Genomic DNA, 26,033 nt, shown 5'->3' with positions numbered 1-26,033 from the left:
AGTGTACCAATCACTCGGTTCAATTATTGTTACACTGCTATACTGTTACATTAAAATAAATTTACTTAAGTATTTCTTTCAGGAATAGCAACGTATGATTCCAGGCTCTTTTGGCCATTACTTCATTATAATCTGGCGATTTCGGATCGGTAAACGTATGCTTCGAATGGGCATAAGTGATGATCTGCCAGTCTGCATTGCCTTCGTTCATCTCTTTGACTAAATTGTTATAATCTTCCGGGGTAACTCCTTGGTCATTTGCAGGATTTTCGACTAATATTTTTGCGGAAATCGGACCGTTTTTTCTGGTCTGATCTTTTCCTATACTTCCGTGAATGGAAACAACGCCCACTACCGGAAGACTTCCTCTCGCAGATTCCAAAGCTCCCGTTCCGCCAAAACAGTATCCGATCACGGCAATTTTATCAGCAATTGCTCCATTCTTTCTCAGTTGTTCTAAAGCCAGGGAAATCCGTTTTTGATAAGCATCATAATTCTGTTTATAATATCCGGAAGTTTTGCTGGCAGAAGCATTGTCAGCCGGAATATTTCCTTCACCGTAAATGTCAGCAATAAAGGCTATATAACCTTGCTTTTCAAGATCGGCAGCAGCAGTTTTAGCTTCATCGTCGATCCCTTTCCAGGCCGGCAGGATCAGGACACCCGGAAGTTTTTTTCCGGCATTCGAAGTGACTAATCCGTTGAGTTTCTGAGAACCGTCCTGATAGGAAACAGGTTTTAATTTTTGACTAAAAACGGTTCCTGCACTTATCATGCATGCTGTTAATAAAAGGTTGCGTATCATATTCTGCAATTTGGTAAATTGTTAAACAGATTTTGATTATGAGTTAATAAAAAATCCTCAACTAAATTACAGAAAATAACTTAGATGAGGATGAATCATTAAAAATCAAAAAAATGAAGATCTTTGATTTTTAATATGAATAGAAATACTTTAAATTAAAACTAACTTTATTTTGTTGAAAGGTATTTTAACGCTTCGTCGATAACTCTGTCTACGAATGTTGTAGGACTGTTTTTCATCTGCTGTAATTCCGCATCCGTAGGAGGAGTTACATAAATATCGGGTTTCACACCAATGCCTTCAATCACTGTTCCGCTAGCATCTTTCGCAGCCATCAGAGGCATATAGAATTCAAGAATACCGCCGGCAACAATATCTCTGGTTCCTCCGTTGAAATCATCAGGAGTTCCTAATCCGGCAGTGGCTCCCGCGCTGTAATCTCCCATTGAAATCACATGATTTCCCTGGCTTTTCAGCATTAATGTGGTCATTTCAGACATACTGGCACTTCCTTTATCTGTTAAAATGACGGTAGGGATATTTTTAGGAATTCCAAACAGGTGAGGCTTGGCTTGTACCGGCACCCATGGCGTATAATTGTACTGCCCGTTTCCTTCCTTGGTTCTCTGGTAATAGGCTATTGCATTTTTAGTGATAAAACGGTCCGAGAAAAAGCGTGCATCCACTATGTCCCCTCCGCCATTACTTCTTAAATCCAGAATGATTTTTTTAATATCTCCGTTACGAAGAGGGTTTAAGAACTTTTTATAAAAGGGAGCTCTTGTTAAGATCCCGTTGGCTGCCGTTTGAAATTGGGGTAAATTATATCCGTATTTTACGTGCCCATCCATTTTTTGAATAAACCACTGAAGATAAGGAAGAGTTTCATTCGTTAAAACAGGTGTATACGTTGATGAAAGATTGTATTTTACGAGATTATTGGACTGATTTAATGTCTGCTGAGTAAGGGTTAATAACTGATCTGATAAAATTTCACTGTTTTTAAATGTCTTAATCTGCTCGTTGAATGTTTTTATATCATTGGAATTTGGAAAAGTATTCCATTGATTTAAGATGTTGATTGTAAAATTCTTTACTTCATTTCGGGTAGTAACATTGGTAATGGCGTTAAGTTCGGCACTGCTCTCAATAATTGCAGGCGTCAGTACCAGAATATTACCAACATCGGGACTGAGATATTTGTCTAAAAGATTGATCTTTTGACTGGAAGTAAGACCGAAGCTTTTAAAGCTGAAATAATAAACTCCGGGACTTGCTTTTAAATTTCCTGCCAATAGAAAGTTGTTGCTTAATAGTGCGCCGTCTTCCAGCCTCTCCTTCATGTAAGCATATTTGTTGTCAAAAGGGTAAATATTCGGATCCTTGGTTTTCATACCTCCAAAGAATGTATAGGTAATAGAAATACCTGCATTGGTATAAGGCATTTTTATTTTCACAGAAAAATGACGGTCAATAATAGGATCTACAATTTCTGTAAAATATTGTTTCGCTTTTTCAGCATCGGCTTGATAATCAGTATCGGTGGCCCCAGATTTAGGGTTGTAGGACTTCAGAGCTTCAAACTTTGGATAGTATTCTTTGTAAATAGTATTCCAATCCATACCATCGGTTCTTTTTTGTTCATAAAAGTAATTGTAACGCTGGTCCATAACTTTCCAGAATACTTTGAAAAGATCGGCATAGGATTTTATATCACTGCTTATATATCTGGTGGTTTCGGTAATGGGCTCATTTTCTTCAAGACATGAATTAAATGTTCCTGTAGCTACAAAAAAAAGTAAGCCTAAAGTAATTAATTTCTTTTTCATAGGTATTTGAATGTATTAATTGAATTTATAGGATGCCCCCAAAGAGATCATATGAGATCTGATAGATGCTTTTTGATTTTTGTCTTCATTGTCTTTGTTGATATCCGAAAGCCCGTGCTGATAGGAATATGAACCATATACATTTAATTTTTTGAACGAATAGCCTAATTGTGCTTTCCCAACCAGGCCGTAGTTCCAGCGGTTCAGCTGATTTTCGTTTTTTTTGAAATCATAAGTATCAGATACTTCCGTATAATTGAAAGTCCCGTTTTCCTGTAATTCCCCAAATACCGGATATCTGCCTTCTCTTTTCATGCTGAGCCAGTAGTCAGAATACATTCCGCCTTCCACTTTAAGCCATACTCCTGTAGTTTCATGAGGATTGTTTAAGATATAGGCACCTACGGTCAGAGGAAGAGTCAGGAAGTTATTGGTGTATTGGGTATACCAGCCTGTACGGCTTCCCGTTCGTTTAAACTCATAGTTTTTCTGTTGGAAACCAACTCCGGTAGAAACGAAAAACGATTTCCAAATCATATATTCTCCGGATAAATTGACTCCAAAACCTGGGCGGCTTTCATATTTTGAATCCACAAGATTGGAAAGATCAGCATGTAATATGCTGGATGTATAGCCTGCATCAAGACCTATATTAAAATGATGCTGTGCAGAAATAGATATACTTGCAACTAAGAGGCCTAGGCTGGCAGCTCTGCATAACTTTTTGTTCATAAAGCGAATTATTTAAATTTTGCTGGAACTAAAATAACGAAAAATAACCAAAGTAAAGCCTTTTTTTTGGCTGTTAAGTTATTGATTATCTTTTTGTTATGCATTTTGGGTGTTGATTTTTTTTAATTAATTCATTGATAAGGGAAAAATATTTTATATTAATTTTTTGTGAAAATAAAAATCCTTAACCGATAAGTAAGGATTGGTAGAATATTATTAAAGTTGAAAATTTATTAAATATTTATGCCTAAACGATGAAGTTCTTCTTCTAAATTGGTGTCCGAATTAACCTGAATGGTAGTAAACCCTAAAATTTGCGCCATTTCGATATTTTTAGGATTATCATCGATGAAAACAGATTCATTGGCCTTAAGATTATATCTTTCCAGCAGAACATGCCAGATTTTCGGATCCGGTTTGATAAGTTTTTCCGTTCCCGAAACTACAATCTTTCCATTAAAAAGTTGGAAGAAGTCATAATTTTCCAAGGCGTAAGGGAAAGTTTCTTCAGACCAGTTCGTCAGTCCGTATAATTGATAATTTGTATTTCCTAAACGTCTTAAAATTTCTACGTTCTGAGGAATATCACTTTTCAGCATCACAGTCCAGTTATCATAATAAGCCCTGAGTTCCTTTTCCCATTCCGGAAATTTTTTCACCTGGATATCAGTGCCTTCTGCCAGGCTTCTTCCGCGGTCCTGCTCTTCATTCCATTCCGACTGGGCAATGTTTTCAAGAAAGTATTCCATTTTTACGTCATCATTGAAATAATCTTTGAAAAAATATCTTGGATTCCAATCCATTAATACGCCGCCAAAATCGAAGATGATATTCTTAATTTCCATATATGAATTTAACTTTTTTAATTTATTATTCTTTTTTTAACCACCCCGTCAAATTTTGATTTACCATTTCTCCAGAGAGGGGGAATGTGATTCTACAAATTAAAGTTGGCTTAACAGATTTTCTTCTTAACCTTGTGTGTACGTACTTATTTTTTATACGTCCAATGTATTTGTTAAAAATATTAGCGGTTACTCCGGTTTATAAAATTGATACTGCCCGTTTTCATAATATGCATTGATGTGCTGAAGACCATTGGTCAGGATAATTTCTTTCGCCCCGATAATGGAGTTGTACCGCGCCGTCTGTTCAAATGTTTTCTCTGTCAGCTTAATTTGTGGCGCCTTGCATTCAATCAGGATAATAGGTTCCGTTTTTTCGGTAACCAGCAGGTCAATTCTTTTGGTAAGACCGTTCAGCAGGATTTTTTTTTCAGTGATAATTGCCGACCGGGAATAAGCCTTTACGGTAAGATAATAGTGTACCCAATGCTGCCTCACCCATTCCTCGGGGGTGAGGAGAAGATAAGTTTTGCGGACCAAGTCATAAATAAAAAACTTATCTTTGTCTTTCTTGAATTTAAAATCAAAAGTTTCCTGAAAATTCAGTTTTGGAAGTTCCATTAATAAGATGAAAGAATTAGATTTAATCCTCAAAAATATTAAAAATAAAGAAGTTTTACCTATTTATTTTTTCCACGGAGAAGAACCTTACTTTATTGATGCTGCTGTAAAAGTACTTGAACACGACTTTCTGGAGGAAGATGAAAAAGCTTTTAACCAGACTGTAGTGTACGGAAAAGATACTTCCTATCAGGAAATCCTTTCCCTGGCAAGGCAGTTCCCGATGATGGGTGACAAGCAGATAATCATTGTAAAAGAAGCTCAGGATCTGAAGTTTAATGAAGAGGAAAACAGAGTGCTGGAAACCTATGTTGAAAATCCTGTACCGTCTACCGTATTGGTTTTTGCCCATAAGCATAAGAAACTGGACAGCAGAAAAAAAGCTACAAAAGCTTTGGACAAAGCAAAGGCCCTTTTCTTAAGTGAACCGGTGAGAGATACCAATCTTCCGAAATGGATTGCTGACGAATGCACACGCCTTAAAATTAAAACAGCTCCGAATATTTCTCATCTGCTTGCAGAATATCTCGGAAACGACCTTTCAAGAATTGCCAACGAACTGAATAAATTGAAGATCATCCTTAAAGAAGGTGAAATACTGGACGGGACGATCGTGGAAAACCATATCGGAATCAGTAAGGAATATAATGTTTTTGAGCTTCAGAAGGCTTTAGGAACAAAAAATACTGATGCAGCCTTCAGAATCGCTCATTTTATGGGTAAAAATCCAAAGAACAATCCTTTTGTTATGATGCTGGCAAGTCTTTACAGCTACTTTTCCAATGTGATTATTTACCAGACCATGGCAGGGCAACCTCCACAGGTTATTGCTTCACAAATGGGCGTTAATCCTTATTTTATTAAAGATTATGCAGAAAGTGCAAGACTGTATCCTTTAAAGCATGCGACAAGAGTCATTTCCATTTTAAGGGAATTTGATATGAAAGGAAAGGGACTTGGTGCTGTAAATATGGGCGAGACAGAACTGATCAAGGAACTGGTGTATAAGATTATCAATGTGGATAAATTTAAGATGAAGGTGTAATGAAGTAGAGTGGGAGAGTCAGGGAGTTTAGGATTGGAGAATAAGCGAACAATTTATCGACAGTTCACATATTTGATATTGACAAGTATCATTAAAAATACTTTAATAAAACATTAAAAATTACGAAATTAGCGGACTGAATTAAAATCTTTTTGAACAAAGTAAATTTATGGAACAAAATATTTTAGATTGTGTGATCGTTGGATCCGGACCTTCTGGTTTCACAGCGGCAATATATGCAGCAAGAGCAGACTTAAAACCTGAGCTTTATACAGGTTTGGAGCCGGGCGGACAATTAACAACAACTACGGAGGTGGATAACTTTCCAGGATATCCGGCAGGGATTACAGGACCTGAAATGATGATGGACCTGCAGAAGCAGGCAGAAAGATTCGACACTAAAGTTCATTATGAAATGATCACCAAAGCTGAATTCTCTAAGGAAAATGGTGGTGTTCACAAATTATATGCAGGAAATAAGGAGATCCTGGCTAAAACAGTGATTATCTCTACAGGAGCTACAGCCAAATATCTTGGTCTGGATGATGAGAAGAAATATGCAGGAGGCGGTGTTTCGGCATGTGCTACATGCGACGGTTTTTTCTACAGAGGAAAAGATGTGGTAGTGGTAGGAGCGGGAGATACAGCAGCTGAAGAAGCTACCTATCTTGCAAAACTTACCAGAAAGGTAACCATGCTGGTAAGAAAAGACGTTTTCAGAGCTTCTAAAGCAATGATCCACAGAGTGGAAAATACTCCGAATATTGAAGTAAAATTCAATCATGAGCTGATTGGTATTGAAGGTGAAAACAGCCTTGTAGAAAGAGCCCTGATCATCAACAACCAAACGCAGGAAACCTCTACGGTTGACGTAGAAGGTATTTTCATCGCTATCGGACACAAACCGAATACGGATATCTTCGCAGGACAGATCGACCTTGACGAAAACGGATATATCCTTACTGAAAAAGGATCTACAAGAACCAATCTTCCGGGAGTTTTTGCTGCAGGAGATGTTCAGGATCATATTTACAGACAGGCCATTACTGCTGCAGGAAGCGGATGTATGGCTGCGATGGATGCAGAAAAATATCTGGCTGAATTACATTAATATAATATTCAGTTTATTATCATAAAAAGCGTACCCGTGGGTGCGCTTTTTTTGTTTTATTTTATCTTCCTTTTAACCACAAAAGTCACAAAAGCTTATTAAAAATTCTATTTATTTTTAAGTTGAATATGTGTGAACTTAAGTTTATAAAAAAAATAAGATTTTTATTGAAAGATAATACATATTATATTCAATAGAGATGGGCTTTAGCCCGTTTAACGTATTGGAAATTCCGCTGGCTTTAGCCAAATCTAGACTCATGGGCTGTTCTTCGTGAAATATATAATTGTACTTACCGGAAAATTCCTAAATTTAAATCCCAATCAAAAAAAATAATATGCACAATAAAATCATAAAAATAAAACACATTACAGGAACTTACACCATTGAAATCCAGGATGGAAGGTTGAATGAAATGCAAAGCCAGCTGGACAAATGCCTGAACGATGAACAGGCGGCTATTGTAGTGAAGGGAGAAAATGGAGATCAATTTGTGTATCCGTCGGATCTTATAAAAAACAGTTTCATTGCCATAGTAGACAGGGAAGAGGTTAGAGTACCCTGAAAAAATAATTCCTCTGATTTTAAGTCTATTATTAAGTTTCATTAAAATTTCTCCCGGAAAAGTTTTGCAGAACTGTAAAATCGTTTTATATTTGCACCACTGAAAACAACGGTATAGCCGTTATTCAGGAGAGATGGCAGAGTGGTCGATTGCGATAGTCTTGAAAACTATTGACTGTAACAGGTCCGGGGGTTCGAATCCCTCTCTCTCCGCGAAATGCAAAGAAGAAATTCTTTACCAGCACAAAAAAATTAAATCCTGCGATTCAATGAATTGCAGGATTTTTTATTGGTTTTAAAAAAGAATATGCAGAATTACATCATGTGTCACTGATGTAATATCTAAAAAATATTATTTTAAAATAGATGTTCATTTGTATATAAATAAGTTTTGTAAATAAGATGATGGGGTGGTGTTTTATTTAATATAGAGCTCATAGTAAAGGTAGCCCCTTACTAGTAAAATATTCTTCTAAAGTGGTGTATAAACAATTGACATGGTTGCCCCCGCTTGTCTGTAGGTTCCACCTTTATCGCATTGAGTATAGGAATGAAACTGTTCTCCGGCATTTAATATGAAAACAGCCGTTAAATTAGTAAAGCCATGTCCAGCAATATAACTAGAGCCATAATGCTGAGTTCTTTTACTTCCATTTGTAGTAGAAACTCCCAAGGTAACACCCCTATACCGGCTGTTTTGTTGTGGTGTTCCTAGCGGAACACCCTCAAATCTAGCGGTAATTGTTATTGTATATAATCCGGTTTTTTTTGCCTGAAAAACTCCATTATCAATTCTGGTTAGATAATCATTATCAATCTGGTTGGTATTTTCAAACCATAGTACACTGTCTGAAGCGTCAGCTGCTTTTAATGATGATCCCGTTCTTGTAGCAATCAAAACACTTGTAGGTGTTTTTAAAGCTACTTTTTCAGCAACTCCGTTATTATCTAATGCGACCAACATATCAGTGGTATTTAGAGATGATGCAGGTACCTTTCTGAATCTTACATTCCCGTCTACATCCAGTTTTTCTGAAGGAGACATTGCATAATTTGCATTCGAATGGCCTATTCCCATATTTCCATATTCATTAATTAATACAGCTGGTCTATCGCTGGTAGAAAATGTAAGAGTAGAAGAATTGGATGATCCATTTCCCCAATAATTTGCTTTTATTCCTGCCAACGGATGATCTGCACCTGCAATCCTGCCATTAAAAGATATTTTTCCCAGCTCAGTGCCTGTAGACAAATTGTTAACACCTGATCTTTCCAAAGTTAGTAATGAAGAAGTGTTTACAGATTCTACTTTTAGCTGATTACTTCCCGCTGTAGAGCTTTCTTTTAAATGTAATCCGCTGTCAGGGGATGAAGTACCGATTCCTACCTTGCCATTATCTTTAATAACAAAATCAGTATTGGTAATCCTTGCAGCACCGGTAGAACTCTTGCCCAGCTTTACCATTGTACCGGCAGGATCATCAATAAAAGCATCCGCAGTCGGGTCTCCAATGGCTGTGTTCCCTGTATTTAGCTTTTGCCATTTGTTTAAGCTACCGTCAAAATAAAAATAACCGGAACTTGTGACATCAGCAGTCTGCCCTGCCGGAGCTGTGTCGGCGGCTGTTACATAAACCATTGCACCCGTTTGGCTGGCAGTATAGGTTTTCGCCCTGAGTTGTGCTCCTGTAATTCTTGGAGCGATAATTCCATCCATAATTTTGATTGAATTTGGTTTACCTACTACATCCAAGGTGGCCTGGGGATTTGGAGTATTAATTCCTATTTGAGAGTGAACTGACAGGTAACATAATATTCCGCCTAAAAATAAAATTTTTTTATTCATCATTGTTTGATTTATTTTTTATGTGCAAATGTAGAGATACAGACGGCAAACAAAGAAAAATCGTTACATCATAAATACATCATATATACACTTTTCATACAATGCATCTAACATATTCGCATGCTAAAATAAATTATGTTACAGTAAATCTGATAATCATTTCTTGAGGTTCTGATATAGACCTGACAAAACGCTACAAATAGATTTCGGTTTCCATGGTAGTTTTTCCGCAGCCGATGCTCAGCAGTGAACTGACAATTGATTTTTAAAAATAAGCACAAAGAATGACACGATATCATGGCGATTTCAATGCTTATCGTAAAGAGTAGGTGAGAACCTTTTTTCCACGAAGTGCAAGAAAAATTCTTTACAAAGCACAAAAAACAAACCCTGTATTCAAACGAATTACAGGATTTTTTGTTTTAAGGAATGCTTCAATTATTAATGATAGGTTTCCTTGGATGTTGTACCAGTTTACTTTTTGTTTTAACAGCTAATATGGCGATTGATAATGTAATATTTACAACTCCAAAAAAGTCTATAAGTATTAGGTCTTGACGGAGCTAAAATGGATTTATACCAAATCCTCAGAAGACAAAAACTGCTTTTACTATTTCGTTGCTTGCACAAGTTGAAAAATCACTGGTAAATAGAAAATTATCAGTTTGTATAAAATAGTGGCAGATTCTTCCTATTTAATTTTTCTATGATTTAGACCTGAATGAATAAATATTAATCAAACTAAGGTTCTGAATGAAAAGAACATTGATATAATGTGCATTGATGCATGTATGGTGTATATCTGATGCATGTATGATGTATATATTTGTTTATTTTTTTTCTGTAAAGATTATAATTTTGCGGCTCAATAATACTGAAGATGAAAAAAAAAGTTCTATTAACCGGAACCATTCTGGGTTCCTTACAAGTATTTTCCCAAGTGGGGATTAATACTTCAAGTCCCAAGGCCACATTAGACGTAGAAGGAAAAGCCTCTGTAGCCAATGTATTGGATGGTATAATTGCTCCGAGAATTACAGGAGCACAACTCAGGGCGAAAACCTATACTGCCAGCCAAACGGGTGCAATGGTTTATGTAACAGCCGCCGACACGGCTCCCGCAGGGCAGACCGTTGATGTCACAAGTTCCGGTTATTTTTATTTTGACGGGAGCTTAAACAAATGGCAAAAGCTAAATACAGGAAATGCGGCCATTGCAGATCCAACTCCGGATGCCTTTATTGATGACCCTGCCGGTACAATGGTAAAGCTTGGCAAGAGTTCTACCGGTGCTGCAAGGATTACCAATACCGATTTTGTTATTAAAGATGATGGAAAGGTGGGAATCGGTACGTCATCCCCTGACAGCGGATTACATTTAAAAGAAAGCTCTATAGTAGGAAGTAATCAATTAAAAGTAGAATCTGTAAACACTTTCTCATTACTAACTTTGGAAAGATCAGGTGTTAACAATTTGTCTACAGGCACAGAGCTGGGAAAAGTATCTTTTAATGGCAGGATTGCAGGTGCAGATCATCCGTTGGCAGGAATAAAAGCAAATTACTGGGGAACCGGATCAACCAATTCTTCTGCTCTTACATTTTCTACGAGCGATAGTCCGGCTATGGTAATTAATGAGTATGGAAATATGGGAATAGGCCGTTCGAATGCAAATTATGCGATGTCTCCTTCAGAAAAACTGGATGTGGATGGAAATGTAAGATTTAGAGGCGTTCCGGATGCTGCCAGTGTAGATTCTACAGAAAGAATAGTAGTATTGAAAAGTGATGGAACAGCAAAAAAGGTTCCTGTAGAAGCAGTGTATCCTACTGACAAATTTAGTTTGGATGATGTATTGGTTAATAAAGCAGGCGGCCCCATACATTATCATTTTGATTCTCCCACTATATCTAATGCTGGTATTGATTTGGGTACTTTTACGAGAGCTGTTACCATTCCTCCTTTTACTATTGGAAGAATAATATTGAACTATTCCATTCCCGCCGGTACTCATACGAGTGGCTGTGCGAATCCGGATAGAATAGATTACCTGGGGATCACTTTTTACAAAGATGGTGTAGAGCAGCAGGAAGGCTCCAGGAAAGTAGCAATCAAAGGTTTGGATTCAGGATCAAGAATGTCTACTATTAATGGTAATTTTTCTGAGGACATCACAAACAATACCTCATCCAATATGACTGTCACTTATAAATTATCAGGATATGTAGAAGGTGGCGGAGCTGGAACATGTATGATTGTTTATAATATGTGGGACGGAGGCGGCCAACCTAATTTCAACTGGGGACGAGGAACTATGACCGTCCAGATGTTTAAAAAACCTTTATAACAATATCTATTCTTAAACAATATATTTAATAAAAGTCTTGGTCCGTTTTCACAACTAGTGGAAACGGACTCTTTTTATAACCTTTCTAGACTTCCTCCGATACCATGTTTTAACTAAACCACTATGAACTTAGAGTCCGCAATTTAAAAGCATGATCAACAAACGGGAAAAATCCTTTTTATTTTCTCGAAAAGTGTCAGCATATCCTGCTATTCCAAAATTGAATAAGCAATTAAAAATTGAGATAAATTTTTAAGGCTTACTAATTAATCTGAATTCTGGATAAGGATTAAATTAAACATAAAGATAGACAGAGCCGTTTCACTTATTGGTAAGCAATACAGGGAAATGTATCGGTCTTACTTTGCTGAATGAAATGTCCTTGTTTTCTTTATTAAGATGTCAAAAATCTACTTTGTTTGCCTTTGCGATAAAAATACAATTTGTTTCAGGTATTTCTTATCCTGAAGTTAGGTTAATTAACTTTATTTCATGATTTCAACTTTAATTATGATTTGTTATTGATATGCAACAACTAAACACTAGAGGATGATTATGTCTTTTACTGACTCTTAAATCTCGTCAGTACTACTGTACAAGTCTATAGGGAACAGCTCATTAAATTATTTTCGTAATATATAGGAAAGAAAAATATCCTGATTATACTGGTAATTGGCAGAAACAAAACACAGGCTAAATTATTATATTGCCTTTATATTGGCTTATTAATTGATATTGAATTTTATCCAATTTTTAATTATTGATGAACAGATCGATCATAATTTTTATTTTCTTTTTAAATTGTTTTTTCTTTTTAAATGCGCAGGAAAGAAAAGATTCGCTTTATTATAAAATAGAAAAGTTTTCGGATAAAAGAAAAGTTACCAAATTCATTCATCGCTTCATATTTCGCAGGGAGGCGGATTCGGCATCTGTTAAAACACGAACTGAGAAACTTTTACAGGAAACTCATAAAGGAAAGCATATCAGAAATATCCGGATAGAAACAATTGACCCGTTTGGATATGGTTCAAAAGAAAAAAAAGAAAAATCCAGGTGGTATGATTGGTTCACAAATCATCTTCATGCCAATACGAGGACTTCTACGGTCAATAATTATTTGCTTTTTAAGGAAGGTGAAGAATATAATGCCCAGAAACTCTATGAATCTGAACGTTTGCTAAGAACAATGCCTTTTATAAACAGAGTGAATATCAGTGTTTCCGACAGTACTTCCGGCAAAGATTCTATTGATGTTGTCATAAAAGTTCTCGATTCCTGGAGTCTGAAGCCGAGAGTCAGTTATTCAGGAAGCAAAATTGGCCTGGGGGTTACCGAAGAAAATGTATTGGGATTAGGACATGAATTGAATTTACTTTATAGGAATGATTCCAAAGAAAAGCAAGATTATCTTTTAGGAAGCTACACTGCATATAACCTTTTGGGTTCTTATATCAACGCCCAGGTTTTAGGGGAACGGGATTTTCTGAAAAATGAAAGAATCAATTTCAATGTCAGAAGAGATTTCTTCTCACCCCTGACGAAATGGGCAGGCGGTTTTACTTTTGAATATTTTATGCGGAATGTTTCACTTCCGGTAGAAACGGGCACTACTTTTCCGGAAGTTCAAATTAAGGTGTACAGCCAGGATTTATGGGGTGGTTATCAAATTCCCGTTTCATCTGATTCAAAGGAAAAAGTCAACAGCAATATTGCATTGATAGGAAGATTTCAGAATTATCAATATAAAGACAGTCCGGGAATCAACCAGTATCAATATTTTAGTTCTTACAGCAGCTTTTTGATGTCTGCCGGATTTATTCACAGAAATTTTTCAGTTCAGAAGAATATTTTTCAATATGATCTGCCGGAGGATATTGCGTATGGTAATTCAATGAATCTTACAGCTGGAGTCTTATCAAGAAGTAATGATGTAATGCCCTATGTGGGAATTTCTGCATCGTATGGCAATTTTATAAAGATAGGTTATTTCAATGTGAAAGCTCAGTTTGGAAGATTTTTTAATGAAGACAGTCAAAACCGCGAGTCTTTCCGTTTGGATGGAACTTATTTTACTAATCTTATGGATTGGAAATTTGCCAAAGCAAGGCATTTCTTTTCTCCAACTTTAGCATTAGGGAATCCGCAGCATAATTATTCTTATAAAGACAGGATTAATCTTTCTTCTGCAGATGAATTTCCTGTTTACAATTCAGATTATATAGGAACTAAAAAATTGGTTTTGAGATACCAGCTTCAGCTTTTCGTAAATAAAACCTGGAAGAATTTTCATTTCAGTCCTTATCTAACTGCAGCAGTCGGCTGGTTAGGAATGCCAGACGATAAATTACTAAAAACAAAAACTAACACTAAAATAGGAATTGGTGTTTTGATAAATAACCCATATTTGGTTTTCAACAGAATTCAAATTTCTTTTACTTATTATCCCCGCGTTCCTTTCGATAATAATTCAGTTTTTGATTTTAACAGCAACCGGAACAATATTTTGCCGATAAACGACCTTGCAACAGAGATTCCGCATTTTGTGAATTTTGGAAATTGATGAGGTATAATAGATTGTAAAGTTTCTTGAGCCATTTCAAAAGTCCTTTGCTATAATTTTGTTTTAAATCTTTAGAAAAGTAATGGTAATTACAGGTGTGAGCCGTGAAACTATTGAATCTGTATTGAATGAACGTTAGGTAAGTTATATGTCCCGTTCGATGACAGGTCTCGGAAGTGTTTTTCATTAATTATTAAAATCAGTATTTAAAGTAAATTTTTCATAATAATTTACGATTTGATTAAAAATAATAATTTCTAATTTCTTATATTTGTATCGCGAAACCAAAGCTGTTATTTTGTAACTTTTATATTTACAATTGATTATGCGGTTGGGTGTTAATTCCTCAAGCTCTGAAGAAAAATCATATAGTTCCGTTAGAATTCTAATGGAACTACTTTTTTATATTGTTGCTGGTTGCATACATTCCAATGAGGAATCCACTGTGAATTAATATCGTCAAAAAATGGCCATCCAATTAAAAAATTGCTCAGGAGGATCAATAATAACCCTCGTTTCAAACAGAGACCAACAAAATATTAATATGATTATTAAATCAATAGTATAAAAATAATCATAAGAATTGAATATTAATTTTAAACATATAGTATCTCAGAAATCTATTTATATAGCAGTTCTGTCGACCTGTTTAATTGCCGCCGCCGCATTTGCCGTTCTGAGTGTTCTCATTACCCACGACAGCCGGAAAAATAATGAAGAATTTGCACGGAAAACATTTTTCAGGAAATACGAAACTATAGAGAAAGAATTCAGGAATATCGAAGATCATCAATATCTCCTCAGGATTCTGACCCAGAAAGACGGTCTGAAGAATTATAAAGAATATTCTTCCGTTCTAAACGACCTGAACCAAAGACGCAACCTGCTGCCTTACAGCTGGTATTCCTACTATAACCATATTTCCGGGAAATTTGAAAGCAGCAGTCCTCTATCTTACCTCTTCAGAAAAAAAGGGAAATATATAAAAATGGAGAATAGCGGTTCCGGACATTTCCGTGATTTTCTCACCACCCGTAAAGACAGTATGTATTGGGTAAGCTATGATTCTCTTGCGCTGCCCAATAAAGATATGCTGTATTACGGTTCTGCAGTGAGTCTTGATGACCTTCACGAATATTTCATTAATATAGATAAAACCCCGAACAATTATGCTTACGTTTTCACCAAAGAAGGGATCTGCATTACCCATCCTGAAAAGAAGTATCTAGGCAGGAATATTTTTGAGTTTACCAACATTAAGCCCAAAGATACCATAACCGGTACTACAAAATCAGGATATACAGAAGGAAGTACGGTTTCCGAATATCTGAACGTAGACGTAACCCGTTTCATAAAGCCGTTGAAGACCGATAACTTTGAAGGATACGCCGTCGTAAACCACGTCAATTTCCTGATCGATGAAAGCGTTAACAAAACAAAGGCCTACACCATCTATATCTTTCTGGCCGCTCTCTTCCTTATTGTAACTGTTTTTATACTGTTTCAGAGATCTACAGCGCTGGCGTACCGGGAAAAAGAAAAGATACAGTCCGAAAAAAATCTCCTGCTGGTTGAAAACGAAAAAATGCACAAAGCAGAAGCCCTGAATCAGCTTAGGCAGCTTAAAAATAACATCAATCCCCATTTCCTGTTCAATTCGCTGAATTCCCTTTATATGCTCATTGGGCTCAACAAAGAAAACGCACAGAAATTTACCATGAACCTTTCCAGAATTTACCGGTATCTCATTGTGCCTCCCAAAGAAAATATCGTTCCTGTTGCCCAGGAAATCAGTTTTATCCGGCAGTATATGGACCTTTTGAAAAGCAGATTTGATGAGGAAATTACTTTTAATTTCATCATCAAGGACTCTAAAAGCCTGGAAAAAAGGATACCTTACTTATCTCTTCAGATGGCCGTGGAAAATGCCATCAAACACAATATTGCTACCATAGATCATCCACTGGACATTATTATTACTGTTGAACACAATGGTGTCAGTATTAAAAATACATGGCAGCCAAAGACAGAAGAAAAGATTCAGGGCGAGAAATTTGGAATTGATTATTTGAATCAGGTTTATGATTATTTTAAAAATAATTCTGTTAATATTTCAGTAGATGGTGAATATTTCATATGCTTTTTACCCCTATTGGAATAAAAAATGAAATCCACTCACTCCCAAAAACACACCTTTCACTCCCTATTAATGTTGATATTATTTCTTTACCTATAGTTTTGCGGGCAGAAACATGGGATATCTAATAATTTGGAATGAATAGGACTATTTTAATGAAGAACTACAGGCTGGCACTGTATTTAGGACTCGCTTTAGCCTCACCGGCAGCACTTGCACAGAAAAAAGACACTTTAAAAACAGATAAGGAAAAATCAGAAAAGACAGATGCTTCATCAAAAAAAGCCAAGAAAATTGATGACCTGATTAAAAAAGGGACTTATAAAAAAGGTCTTTTGAATACCATTCAGGTAAAAACAGATGTTTACTTTGAAATTCCCGACAGTCTGATGGGACGTCAGTTTCTGGTAGTCAATAAACTGTCACAGGTTCCGATGCAGGTCAATGAAGCCGGCTTGAATAAAGGAATGAACTATGAAAACAAAGTCATTTCCTTTCACCGGGACGCCATAGCCAGAAAAGTTTGGGTGAAAACTGTGGTTCCACAGGTATCATCACCAAAAAACGATGCGATTACAAAATCTGTTAAAGATAACTTTTCAGAATCTGTGATTGAGGTTTTTGATATTGAAGCCCAAAACAGCGATTCTACCTCTGTAGCCATTAAAGTAAATAAAATCTTTGACGGAAATCAGAAAAGTTTCAACGACGTTCTGGCTAATGTGGGCCTTGGAGGATCCGTAAAATCAAACCTTTCCTACATAGAAAAAGTAAAAACCTTTCCTCAGAACCTTGTGGTGAAGTCTCAACTGACGACATCCGTAAACGAAGGAGGCGTGGATCTGCCGGTAACTCTTGGAGTAACTACCAATCTTGTTCTGCTTTCCAAAATACCAATGCAGCCGAGAACAGCTGATTCAAGAGTCGGGTTTTTCAGTGAAAAACACTGGACATTCAACGACCGTCAGCAGAAAATGGATGAAAAGCAGCTCATTACCAGATGGAGGCTTGAACCCAAAGACGAAGATAAAGAACGATACTTAAGAGGTGAGCTGGTAGAGCCTAAAAAACCGATTATTTATTACATAGACCCATCAACACCCAAACAATGGCGTGAAAAGATCATAGCAGGCGTCTATGACTGGCAGGCCGCTTTTGAAAAGGCAGGCTTTAAAAATGCTGTTATCGCCAAAATGCCGGATGAAAAAGATGAAGACTTTGATATTGATGATGTAAGATATTCTGTGATCACATATGCTGCCTCACCTAAGGCCAATGCGATGGGGCCGTCGGTAGTGGATCCGAGAAGTGGTGAAATCATCGAATCGGATATCATATGGTGGCATAATGTGATGACTTCCCTCCAGGAATGGATGAGAATTCAGACAGGACCGATTGACCCGAAAGCCAGGGGAAATACATTCAGTGATGAACATATGGGGGAAGCGATCCGTTTCGTATCCTCCCATGAAGTGGGGCATACCTTCGGGCTTAAACACAATATGGGAGCGTCCTTCGCATTTCCCGTAGAATCACTTCGTTCAAAAGAGTTTACTGATAAAATGGGTGGCACTGCGCCTTCCATCATGGATTATGCACGGTACAATTACGTCGCTCAGCCCGAGGATGGTGTTACCGCCATTACTCCAAAGATCGGTGTCTACGATAAATATGCTATTGAATGGGGTTACCGGTGGTATCCAGATGAAATGTCCGAGAAAAAAGCACTGAGGAATTTAATAGAAAAACACCAGGATGATCCCATGTATTTTTATGGAGAACAGCAGAATTATCTGGAAACTATCGATCCGCGTTCACAGTCTGAAGACTTGGGTGATGATGCTATGAAAGCCGGTGAATACGGAATCAAAAACTTAAAAATTGTTCTCAAAAACCTTTTAACATGGACTTATGAAGACGGAAAAAGCTATACAGATGCCGGAAAACTGTATCTGGGAGCAATAGGGCAGTGGGATCTCTACACAGGTCATGTCATGGCCAATGTAGGAGGCATTTATCTGAATCATACGGTTTTCGGAAACAATAAAAAAGCCTATGAAGCAGTACCTGCCGAAACCCAGAAAAGAGCGGTCGATTATCTCATTAAAAATGCAATAGAACTTCCGGAGTGGCTATTTTTTAATCCTATTTCAGAGAAAACCTATCCGGTTAAAAACTCACCGATGGGGCCATTCGAGCAGACTCCGTATACTTTAGCAAGAGGAATGCAGTACGGGAATATTTACTCCCTGTTTATGGATGACCGACTGCTCAGAATGATCGAAAATGAATTAAAACATGAAGTTTCAGGTTCAAAAGAAGAAATCTACACTGTAGAAAATTTATTCAACCAGGTTCGTGCGGCCATTTTCAGCAAAAAAGGAAGTTTAACTATCCTTGAAAAGATGACCCAGAAAAATTATGTGGATGCTTTAATCGTTTCCGTTAATAAACTATTTGAAAAAACAGCAGTCAAAGCTTTAAAGGTTGAAAATACGCTGAATGTCCCGATGATCTGTAACTTCCATGAAGAAGATCACAGCCTTAGGAATATCAACTATTCATCCATGAAAAGAGTATCTGAAGTAACCACTTATAAAAGAGCAGAACTCCAGAAAGTACTGAACTTGCTATATAAAACGAACAACAAAGGAGATGAAGCTTCCAGGGCTCATTATGCAGACTTGATCATCCGGATAAAAGAGGCTTTAAACAAATAATCAGCTATGAAAAAAACTCTAATACTTTTACCTCTTTTGGCGGCTCAGATTGCGTTGGCCCAGGAAAAGAAAACCATTACTGGAAAAATTGAAGACGAAAATACCTCTGGTGTTATTGCAGGGGCATCTGTAAAAATAGAAACGCAGTCCGTTTCCACCAAAACCGACCTTGAAGGAATTATTGAAAGCGTATCAGTAGGTACGGTAACCGATAAAAGCGGAAAATTCATCCTTGAAATTCCTGCAGATACCAAGTCTGTACTGATCAGCTATCCCGGCTATGAGTCCAGAATCATTCAGATCAGTGAAGACAAGACTAATTATACGGTAAGACTGATGCCTGAAGTTACAGACAAAAATAAAATTCAGGAAGTTATCATTACCGGATACCAGAAAATTGAAAAGCGTAAACAGACCTCTGCCGTAGCTACGGTAAAAATGGATAATATCAACCAGGCCGGCGTTGCCAGTGTAGACCAGATGCTTTCCGGACAGATTGCCGGAGTTGTGGTAACGCCTGAGACTGGAGCTCCCGGAGGTCCTGCAAAAATAAGAATTAGGGGAACAGCTTCCCTTTCCGGTCCACAGGATCCGCTATGGGTGGTTGATGGTCTTCCATTAGAAGGAAATGATGTCCCTAATTTCAGTGACAAAGACAATATAGACCAGCTTCAGAATTTTTCTATTGCCGGACTGAATCCTAATGATATTGAAGATATTACCATCCTGAAGGATGCTGCGGCTACCGCAATTTATGGGGCCAGAGCAGCAAACGGTGTGATCTCCATTACAACCAAGAAAGGAAAGAAAGGGAGCATGAAGGTTAATTTCTCAGCAGATACATTCGTGACCGCACGTCCTGATTTCAGTAAACTGAACCTGCTGAATGCTTCGGAAAAAGTAGATCTGGAGCTGATGCTTGCCAGCCGTTCAGATTTAACCTACCGTGATGATAAAGGGGAAGTGATGAGAATTTTAAGGAAAAACAACCAGCTTGATGCTTACAGAAGCGGAGGCTTAGGTGCGTTGAATTCAATCACCCGTCACCAGCTGGACGGTTTAAGAAACAATAATACAGACTGGGGAAAACTCTTGTACCGGAATGCAATCAATAAACAGTATGGATTAAGCATTTCAGGAGGAAGCGAACGTTCAGATTATTATTTCTCTTTAGGGTATTATGATGAAGAAGGAACAACGATCGGGACAGGTTTCGAACGTTATAACCTGACTTTAAAAAACAATTATAAACTCAGTGATAAATTAACTGCAGGAATCTCTGTTTTCGGTACCCAGAGCGAACGTAAATCGTTTGTGACCGATGCTGACGCTGCCATCAATCCTATTAATTATTCAAGAAATGCCAATCCTTATCTTACGCCGTTCAATGCAGATGGAAGCTACAGGTATGATCAGGATATTGATGGTCTGAGAGACGCATATGTACCTTTTAACTTCCTGGAAGAAAGAGAAAACACGAGCTATACACTGAAAAACCGTTCATTGAAAGCGATATTCGATTTAGAATATAAAGTGACCAAAGACCTGAAGATTACTTCGCAGTTCGGCATGCAGTACGACAGCAATAAAACAGAGAAGTTTGCCGCTGAAAACACCTACTTTACCCGAAAAATGAAAGAGGGAACCCGCTATTATAAAGATGGGGCATTTCGTTATTTCCTGCCTGACGGAGGAGTAAAACAAAATTGGGATAATGAGTTTTTCCAGTACAACTGGAAATTGCAGGGAACATACAGCACAAAAATAAATTCAAGGCATGAAATTGATTTGATGGCCGGAACGGAAATCCGTAAAACGGATGATAATACAACACTGACCAGAGCCTTCGGTTATAACAGTATGACAAAAGTTGGAACCCCTATCGTTTTCCCAAGTTCGAATTTCGCAGGAGATAAAAAGTATGAAACCTACCGGGAAATGCCACCCGTAGAGAATGCTTATGCTTCCATGTTTGCAACGGCTTCCTATACTTTCGACCAGAAATATACTTTTTTCGGAAGTGTGAGATATGACGGGACCAACTTATTCGGGGTTAATAAAAAATATAAATACCTGCCGATATGGGCTGTCTCAGGTTCATGGCTGGTAACGAAAGAAAATTTCATGAAGAACCTTACCGCTGTTTCTAATCTTAGATTAAGAGCTTCCTATGGTTTGCAGGGGAATATAGACCGTAACACATCGCCGTTCTTTATCGGTGAATACTATGATATCACCATACTTCCGGGAAATAAAGAGAATATAATTAACGTGATCAGTCCGCCCAATGATAAACTTCGTTGGGAAAAAACAACCAATGTTAACATGGGTCTTGACCTGGGAATGTTTAAGAACCGTATCAATTTTACAGCGGATCTCTACAGCAGAAAAGGAACGGATATGATCAGTATGAAAGAAACGCCGCTCGAAACCGGGTTTGAATATACGATGATGAACTGGGGAAGCTTGACCAACAAAGGTTTCGAACTGGCGCTATCTACAAGAAATATAGATAAGGAGAATTTCAAATGGACGACTACGATTAACTTCGCCCATAATAAGAGTAAAGTATTAAGCGAACAGCCCCGTAACAATGCCTTGCTTCCTTCCAGGGAAGGTCTTCCTGTAAATGCTGTCTTTGCTTTGAAAACAGCCGGAATGGATGAAAACGGAAATCCGATGTTCTGGAAAGGAAATGAAAAGATAAAAGCCGAGGATTTCTTCAAGCTGTACGATGTATATGCAGACTTCCTTCCGGGCCAGCTGGTAGATACAAAACTTTCCAACGAGGAGCTTAGAAACCTGTTTACCTATGTAGGAGACAGAGATCCCAAATTTACAGGAGGAATTATCAATACATTTAAAGTACACAACTTTGATATGACAATCTCCGCTGCTTTTAATTTAAAACAGACGGTTATGAGAACCCCTTCTTACCGTGGGATGGATCTGGACAGAGGAAGAAATTATACCAAAGATATCTACGAGGCGGGAAACACACTTCCGGGAATTACCAGTCCTGATATGGAAACCAATCCGGGATGGATGGCCAATAAGTGGTTTGCTGATAACCGTTCCAATGCCTACAGCTTTCTGGATGTATGGGCAAAAGAAATCAGCTATGTAAGAATCAGCAGTATCCGTTTGGGGTATACGCTGCCTAAAGAATTTACCAGTCCTATGGGAATCAGCAGTCTGAGACTTAGTGTTGAAGGGCGTAACCTGTTTGTGTTCAGTAATGGGTACAAAGGTTATTTTGATCCGGAAACCTATGGTAATATTTATGCACAGCCGATTGCCAAATCAGTGACCGTAGGATTTAATGTTTCTTTTTAAACTTGAAAAAATGAGAAAAATAACAACATTCATTGCACTTGCCGTATTAAGCTTTTCCAGCATCGGGTGCGATCGTTTTTTAGATATACAGCCTGAAGGGAAAATTATCCCTACAACCGTTGAAGATTACCGTAAAGTGCTTACCTCGGCATATTCCAAGTATCCGGTGCACAAATCTTTGACCGCTCTGCGAACAGATGAGCTGAATATAGATGAAAATCTGAATGAATTCAATGTCTACCGTGAAATTGCCATGTGGAAAGACTCAAATAACGATCAGGCAACCGCTGAGTTTCCATGGGTGGCTTTTTATTCAGTGAATTTTTATCTGAATCAGATTATCAACGAAGGAAGCAAGACCATGGCAGATTCTCCTGAAAAACAGCAGATTCTGGCAGAAGCCTATGCGCTTCGTGCCTATCTGTATTTTGATATGGTCAATCTGTATGGGAAGCCTTACAATAGTGCTACGGCAGCTACAGACAGAGGTGTTCCCATCAGTCTTGAAATTGATCTTGAACAGGTATTGAAACCGTCTTCGGTACAGGAAGTCTATGACCAGGTGCATGCAGATATCGCAAAGGCGGAAGGTCTTATGGTAGAAGAGAAGCAGCAGTCCGGCATCAATTACAGATTCTCAAAGGTAGCTTTGAAAGCATTTCAGGCAAGAGCAGCTCTTTACCAGAGTAACTGGAACAAGGCGTTAAGCTTTTCAGAGCAGGCCATGACGATTAAAGGAGAATTAAGTAATTTAAATACCACTGCTACTGCACCTAATCACTTTGCTTCTGTAGAGTCCATCATGGCTTTGGATAATCCATTTAATATTGCGGTACAGAATGTATCGTTTGCTTCTGCCAATCTGACCTCAAAATACAATACGGCTACAGACAAACGGTTTGGTCTTTATTTTGAAAAAAACGGCAGCAAATACAAGGTGATCAAGGGAGGAACTACGGAGTTCAGAGTCTCTTTCAGAACAGCGGAAATGTATTTTATAAAATCTGAAGCATTATTAAAGCTGAACAGACTTAATGAAGCTAAAGATGTACTCCTTAAAGTTTTAAAGAACAGATACACTCCCGAAGGCTATACTGCCGTTCAAAGTACAATCAGTACAATGAACAGTACGGACTTCATGAATTATATTCTGGATGAAAGATTCAGGGAATTTGCACTGGAAGGACAGCGCTGGTTCGATTTAAGACGGGCAGACCAGAAGAAAATCATTCATATCGTCAACGGAGTTGAATATATTCTTCAGCAGAATGACGTGAGATATACGATAGAATTTCCAATGAGCGCAAAAAAGAACAATCCCCTTTTATAAAACATTCATATTAACAAACCCCGAAACCGCTTGAATGTAATAGTTTTAGCGGTTTTTTTGTACTTTTGTAAGGTTATGAAAATCGCCATTATAGAAGATGAATTGCTGGCTGTTAATTATCTTAAAGATTTATTGGATAAACAAAGCATAGTTCCTGTTACAGAGACTGTGATTCTCCGTTCAAAAAAACAGGCCATAGATTTCTTCGAAAACCATTCGGCGGATCTTATCTTTATGGATATCCATCTGGGGGATGGGATGAGCCTGGAGATTTTCGAACAGGTGGAACTCTTTACACCCATTATTTTTATCACCGCATTTGATGAATATGCGATACGGGTTTTCAGGCATTTTACCATAGATTATCTTCTGAAACCTTTTGAAGAGAATGATCTGCAGCAGGCATTGCAGAAATTCATTTCCATAAGATCCAATTTCGATCCCGAACCTGTTTTACAGTCTATTTCCACATTACGTCAGGCAGAAAATCCTGGAAAGATGAATCATTTTATGGTGCGGGAAGGAAATAAGCTGAAATCAATAGACGAGCATAATACCGCTTACTTTTTTGCTTCGGGAAAATATCTTTTTCTCACAACGATGGACAACCGGACCTATATTTATGATAATACCATTAAAGATATCATCCACAAACTGAATCCGGAACTTTTTTTTAAAATCAACCGTAAGTTTATCATCAATAAAAATGCAATTGTTGAGATCATCAAGCATTCCAGCCAGAAAGTGGAATTAAAGCTTTCCCCGGCTCCTGAAATCAATTCGGATGTATTTATCAGCAAAAGACAGATCACCGAGTGTTTAAACTGGATGAAAAGCTGATCATAAATTGATGCAAAATCGAACGTTTTGGGGTTTGAAAAAACAATTGGATAAATTGTACCATCAGAATTTTCGGAAGATAATGAGTAAAGTCTGCTAGGAAAGGCATTTCTGTTATTATATGCGAACCTTAAAAGCATTTATTTAATTTAATTATACTTAAATTAACAGGATAAATAAAAGGTATCAATATAACCAGAAATTATAACCAGACACAATAACCAGCAGAAATATGAAAAATCCGGATAAAGCAAATCCCTATCAATCGATCATTAAGAAAACCGAATTTGGAACGTTGACAACACTGTCTGTAGTAAGTGGTGTTTCATGCCACGGAAACATTTCATGCGGTGACAAAACACTTTTAGCCAATTATGTTTATCATAAAAACGGTACGTATAAGCTAGTTTACACCCTTATTGACCCAGAAGGAAATGACGAAAGTTTTGAAGAAGAGGATGGTATTTTACCGACATTATTTTTAAGTCCGGATCAGAAAAATTTTGTGTCACTGGTTCCCTATCATCCCGACAAGGAAGCTGAAATAAGTATTCCTGTTTTTAACCGGGCAGCCATAGAACAGCCAAAAGGAAACAGGCCTTTTACCGGAAAATTTGTTGGGACAACCCATCAGTTTTCAATTTTTTATGATGTTGATATCTGGTCAGAAACAAAACCGGATAAAATGCTTTCTATCGAATTTAGTAATGATACCCTAAAAAAGAAGCACAACATAAAAATAGACTTTCCCAGAAACAATAAAATATTCATGGATAACGGTGAAATTCATTTATTAGCTAATGATAAAAATGGTTGGCTCCACAGGCAGATTGATGAATCGGGAAATGTAAAACGCGAAAGACTGATCTACTCCGGAAAGGAATGGTTTTGGGAAATACTACATCTGTCTTTTGATGAAAATTCATACCTTCTTTGTGAAGAAGAAGGCAAAATATCTGTTGAGGTCATCTCGCCGGATCTTCAATGCACTACTACAGAACTGGCAGATTTGGAAAATGAATTTTTCAATACCTGGCAACCGGTAAAAATTGCAGAACATACTTTTGTAACACATTTCAACGGGGAATTTGGGAACGGCTGGCTTACAATTAAAAATGATACGCTTTTGGAATTGTTTTACAACAAAGATGAAAAAGGGTATAAAAACATCATGACTCATCATATTCTACCAATGGAGAAGGAAAATTTGATTATTTCTGGAATCAACAAAACGGCTGAAAACAGTTATGCCGTTGTCTTTTATCCAATGACTGACGATGAATCCAAAAATAAAGAACTCCTCATTTTAAACCGTAGGATAGAATAATATCTGCCATAACAATTTAAAAATAATACAGGCTT

The 26,033-nt window shown here is 37.4% G+C and carries 17 protein-coding genes and 1 tRNA gene; 12 read left to right on the top strand and 6 right to left on the bottom strand.

The window, feature by feature from the left end; all coding sequences use genetic code 11:
• Window positions 1-61 precede the first annotated feature (61 nt).
• The 5 genes from ACMGDK_RS04490 to ACMGDK_RS04470 form a co-directional block, all read right to left on the bottom strand.
• A complete protein-coding gene (locus ACMGDK_RS04490; RefSeq protein WP_436806829.1) occupies window positions 62-805 on the bottom strand; it encodes a dienelactone hydrolase family protein in 744 nt (247 codons plus the stop codon).
• A gap of 167 nt (window positions 806-972) precedes the next feature.
• Window positions 973-2,634 (bottom strand): S41 family peptidase, encoded by a 1,662-nt coding sequence (locus ACMGDK_RS04485; protein WP_436806828.1) that lies wholly within the window; start codon window positions 2,632-2,634, stop codon window positions 973-975.
• A 15-nt stretch (window positions 2,635-2,649) separates the two neighbouring features.
• The gene (locus ACMGDK_RS04480) at window positions 2,650-3,366 is read right to left on the bottom strand and encodes an outer membrane beta-barrel protein (RefSeq protein ID WP_436806827.1); all 717 of its coding nucleotides are present in this window, start codon (window positions 3,364-3,366) and stop codon (window positions 2,650-2,652) included.
• A 233-nt stretch (window positions 3,367-3,599) separates the two neighbouring features.
• The gene (locus ACMGDK_RS04475; protein ID WP_436806826.1) at window positions 3,600-4,211 is read right to left on the bottom strand and encodes an HAD family hydrolase; all 612 of its coding nucleotides are present in this window, start codon (window positions 4,209-4,211) and stop codon (window positions 3,600-3,602) included.
• Between the two features lie 189 nt (window positions 4,212-4,400).
• Window positions 4,401-4,832: a type I restriction enzyme HsdR N-terminal domain-containing protein gene (locus ACMGDK_RS04470; RefSeq protein WP_436806825.1), complete on the bottom strand. Its 432-nt coding sequence runs from the start codon at window positions 4,830-4,832 to the stop codon at window positions 4,401-4,403.
• A 7-nt stretch (window positions 4,833-4,839) separates the two neighbouring features.
• On the opposite strand from ACMGDK_RS04470, the gene holA reads away from it, so the two are divergent.
• From holA to ACMGDK_RS04450, 4 genes are all read left to right on the top strand, one after another.
• Entirely contained in the window at window positions 4,840-5,877 is a 1,038-nt protein-coding gene (gene holA, locus ACMGDK_RS04465; RefSeq protein WP_436806824.1) for a DNA polymerase III subunit delta, read from the top strand.
• Window positions 5,878-6,046: 169 nt separating this feature from the next.
• Window positions 6,047-6,988, top strand: coding sequence for a thioredoxin-disulfide reductase (gene trxB / locus ACMGDK_RS04460; protein WP_436806823.1), 942 nt, complete (start codon window positions 6,047-6,049; stop codon window positions 6,986-6,988).
• Window positions 6,989-7,325: 337 nt separating this feature from the next.
• The gene (locus ACMGDK_RS04455) at window positions 7,326-7,553 is read left to right on the top strand and encodes a glyceraldehyde-3-phosphate dehydrogenase (RefSeq protein WP_436806822.1); all 228 of its coding nucleotides are present in this window, start codon (window positions 7,326-7,328) and stop codon (window positions 7,551-7,553) included.
• A gap of 127 nt (window positions 7,554-7,680) precedes the next feature.
• Window positions 7,681-7,765 (top strand) — tRNA-Ser (locus ACMGDK_RS04450).
• Window positions 7,766-8,024: 259 nt separating this feature from the next.
• Here ACMGDK_RS04450 and ACMGDK_RS04445 read toward each other — a convergent pair.
• Entirely contained in the window at window positions 8,025-9,401 is a 1,377-nt protein-coding gene (locus ACMGDK_RS04445; RefSeq protein ID WP_436806821.1) for a phage tail-like protein, read from the bottom strand.
• Between the two features lie 877 nt (window positions 9,402-10,278).
• Between ACMGDK_RS04445 and ACMGDK_RS04440 the strand changes: the two genes are divergently transcribed.
• The 8 genes from ACMGDK_RS04440 (at window position 10,279) to ACMGDK_RS04405 (ending at window position 25,998) form a co-directional block, all read left to right on the top strand.
• Window positions 10,279-11,745: a phage tail-like protein gene (locus ACMGDK_RS04440; RefSeq protein WP_436806820.1), complete on the top strand. Its 1,467-nt coding sequence runs from the start codon at window positions 10,279-10,281 to the stop codon at window positions 11,743-11,745.
• 763 nt (window positions 11,746-12,508) lie between these two features.
• Complete coding sequence (locus tag ACMGDK_RS04435) at window positions 12,509-14,308, top strand: POTRA domain-containing protein (protein WP_436806819.1); 1,800 nt, start codon at window positions 12,509-12,511, stop codon at window positions 14,306-14,308.
• Between the two features lie 583 nt (window positions 14,309-14,891).
• Entirely contained in the window at window positions 14,892-16,469 is a 1,578-nt protein-coding gene (locus ACMGDK_RS04430) for a sensor histidine kinase (RefSeq protein WP_436806818.1), read from the top strand.
• A gap of 113 nt (window positions 16,470-16,582) precedes the next feature.
• Window positions 16,583-19,165 (top strand): zinc-dependent metalloprotease, encoded by a 2,583-nt coding sequence (locus ACMGDK_RS04425; RefSeq protein WP_436806817.1) that lies wholly within the window; start codon window positions 16,583-16,585, stop codon window positions 19,163-19,165.
• A gap of 6 nt (window positions 19,166-19,171) precedes the next feature.
• Window positions 19,172-22,501, top strand: coding sequence for a SusC/RagA family TonB-linked outer membrane protein (locus ACMGDK_RS04420; RefSeq protein WP_436806816.1), 3,330 nt, complete (start codon window positions 19,172-19,174; stop codon window positions 22,499-22,501).
• 10 nt (window positions 22,502-22,511) lie between these two features.
• A complete protein-coding gene (locus tag ACMGDK_RS04415) occupies window positions 22,512-23,831 on the top strand; it encodes a RagB/SusD family nutrient uptake outer membrane protein (RefSeq protein WP_436806815.1) in 1,320 nt (439 codons plus the stop codon).
• Between the two features lie 75 nt (window positions 23,832-23,906).
• Window positions 23,907-24,671, top strand: a complete 765-nt coding sequence (locus ACMGDK_RS04410) for a LytR/AlgR family response regulator transcription factor (RefSeq protein WP_436806814.1) — start codon at window positions 23,907-23,909, stop codon at window positions 24,669-24,671.
• Window positions 24,672-24,903: 232 nt separating this feature from the next.
• Entirely contained in the window at window positions 24,904-25,998 is a 1,095-nt protein-coding gene (locus ACMGDK_RS04405; protein ID WP_436806813.1) for a hypothetical protein, read from the top strand.
• Window positions 25,999-26,033 lie beyond the last annotated feature (35 nt).

It is taken from the genome of Chryseobacterium hilariae (assembly GCF_051400735.1).
In the GTDB taxonomy this organism is placed as follows: Bacteria; Bacteroidota; Bacteroidia; order Flavobacteriales; family Weeksellaceae; genus Chryseobacterium.
Note: the sequence above shows the minus strand (reverse complement) of the source record. Positions and strands in the feature narration are given on the sequence as shown.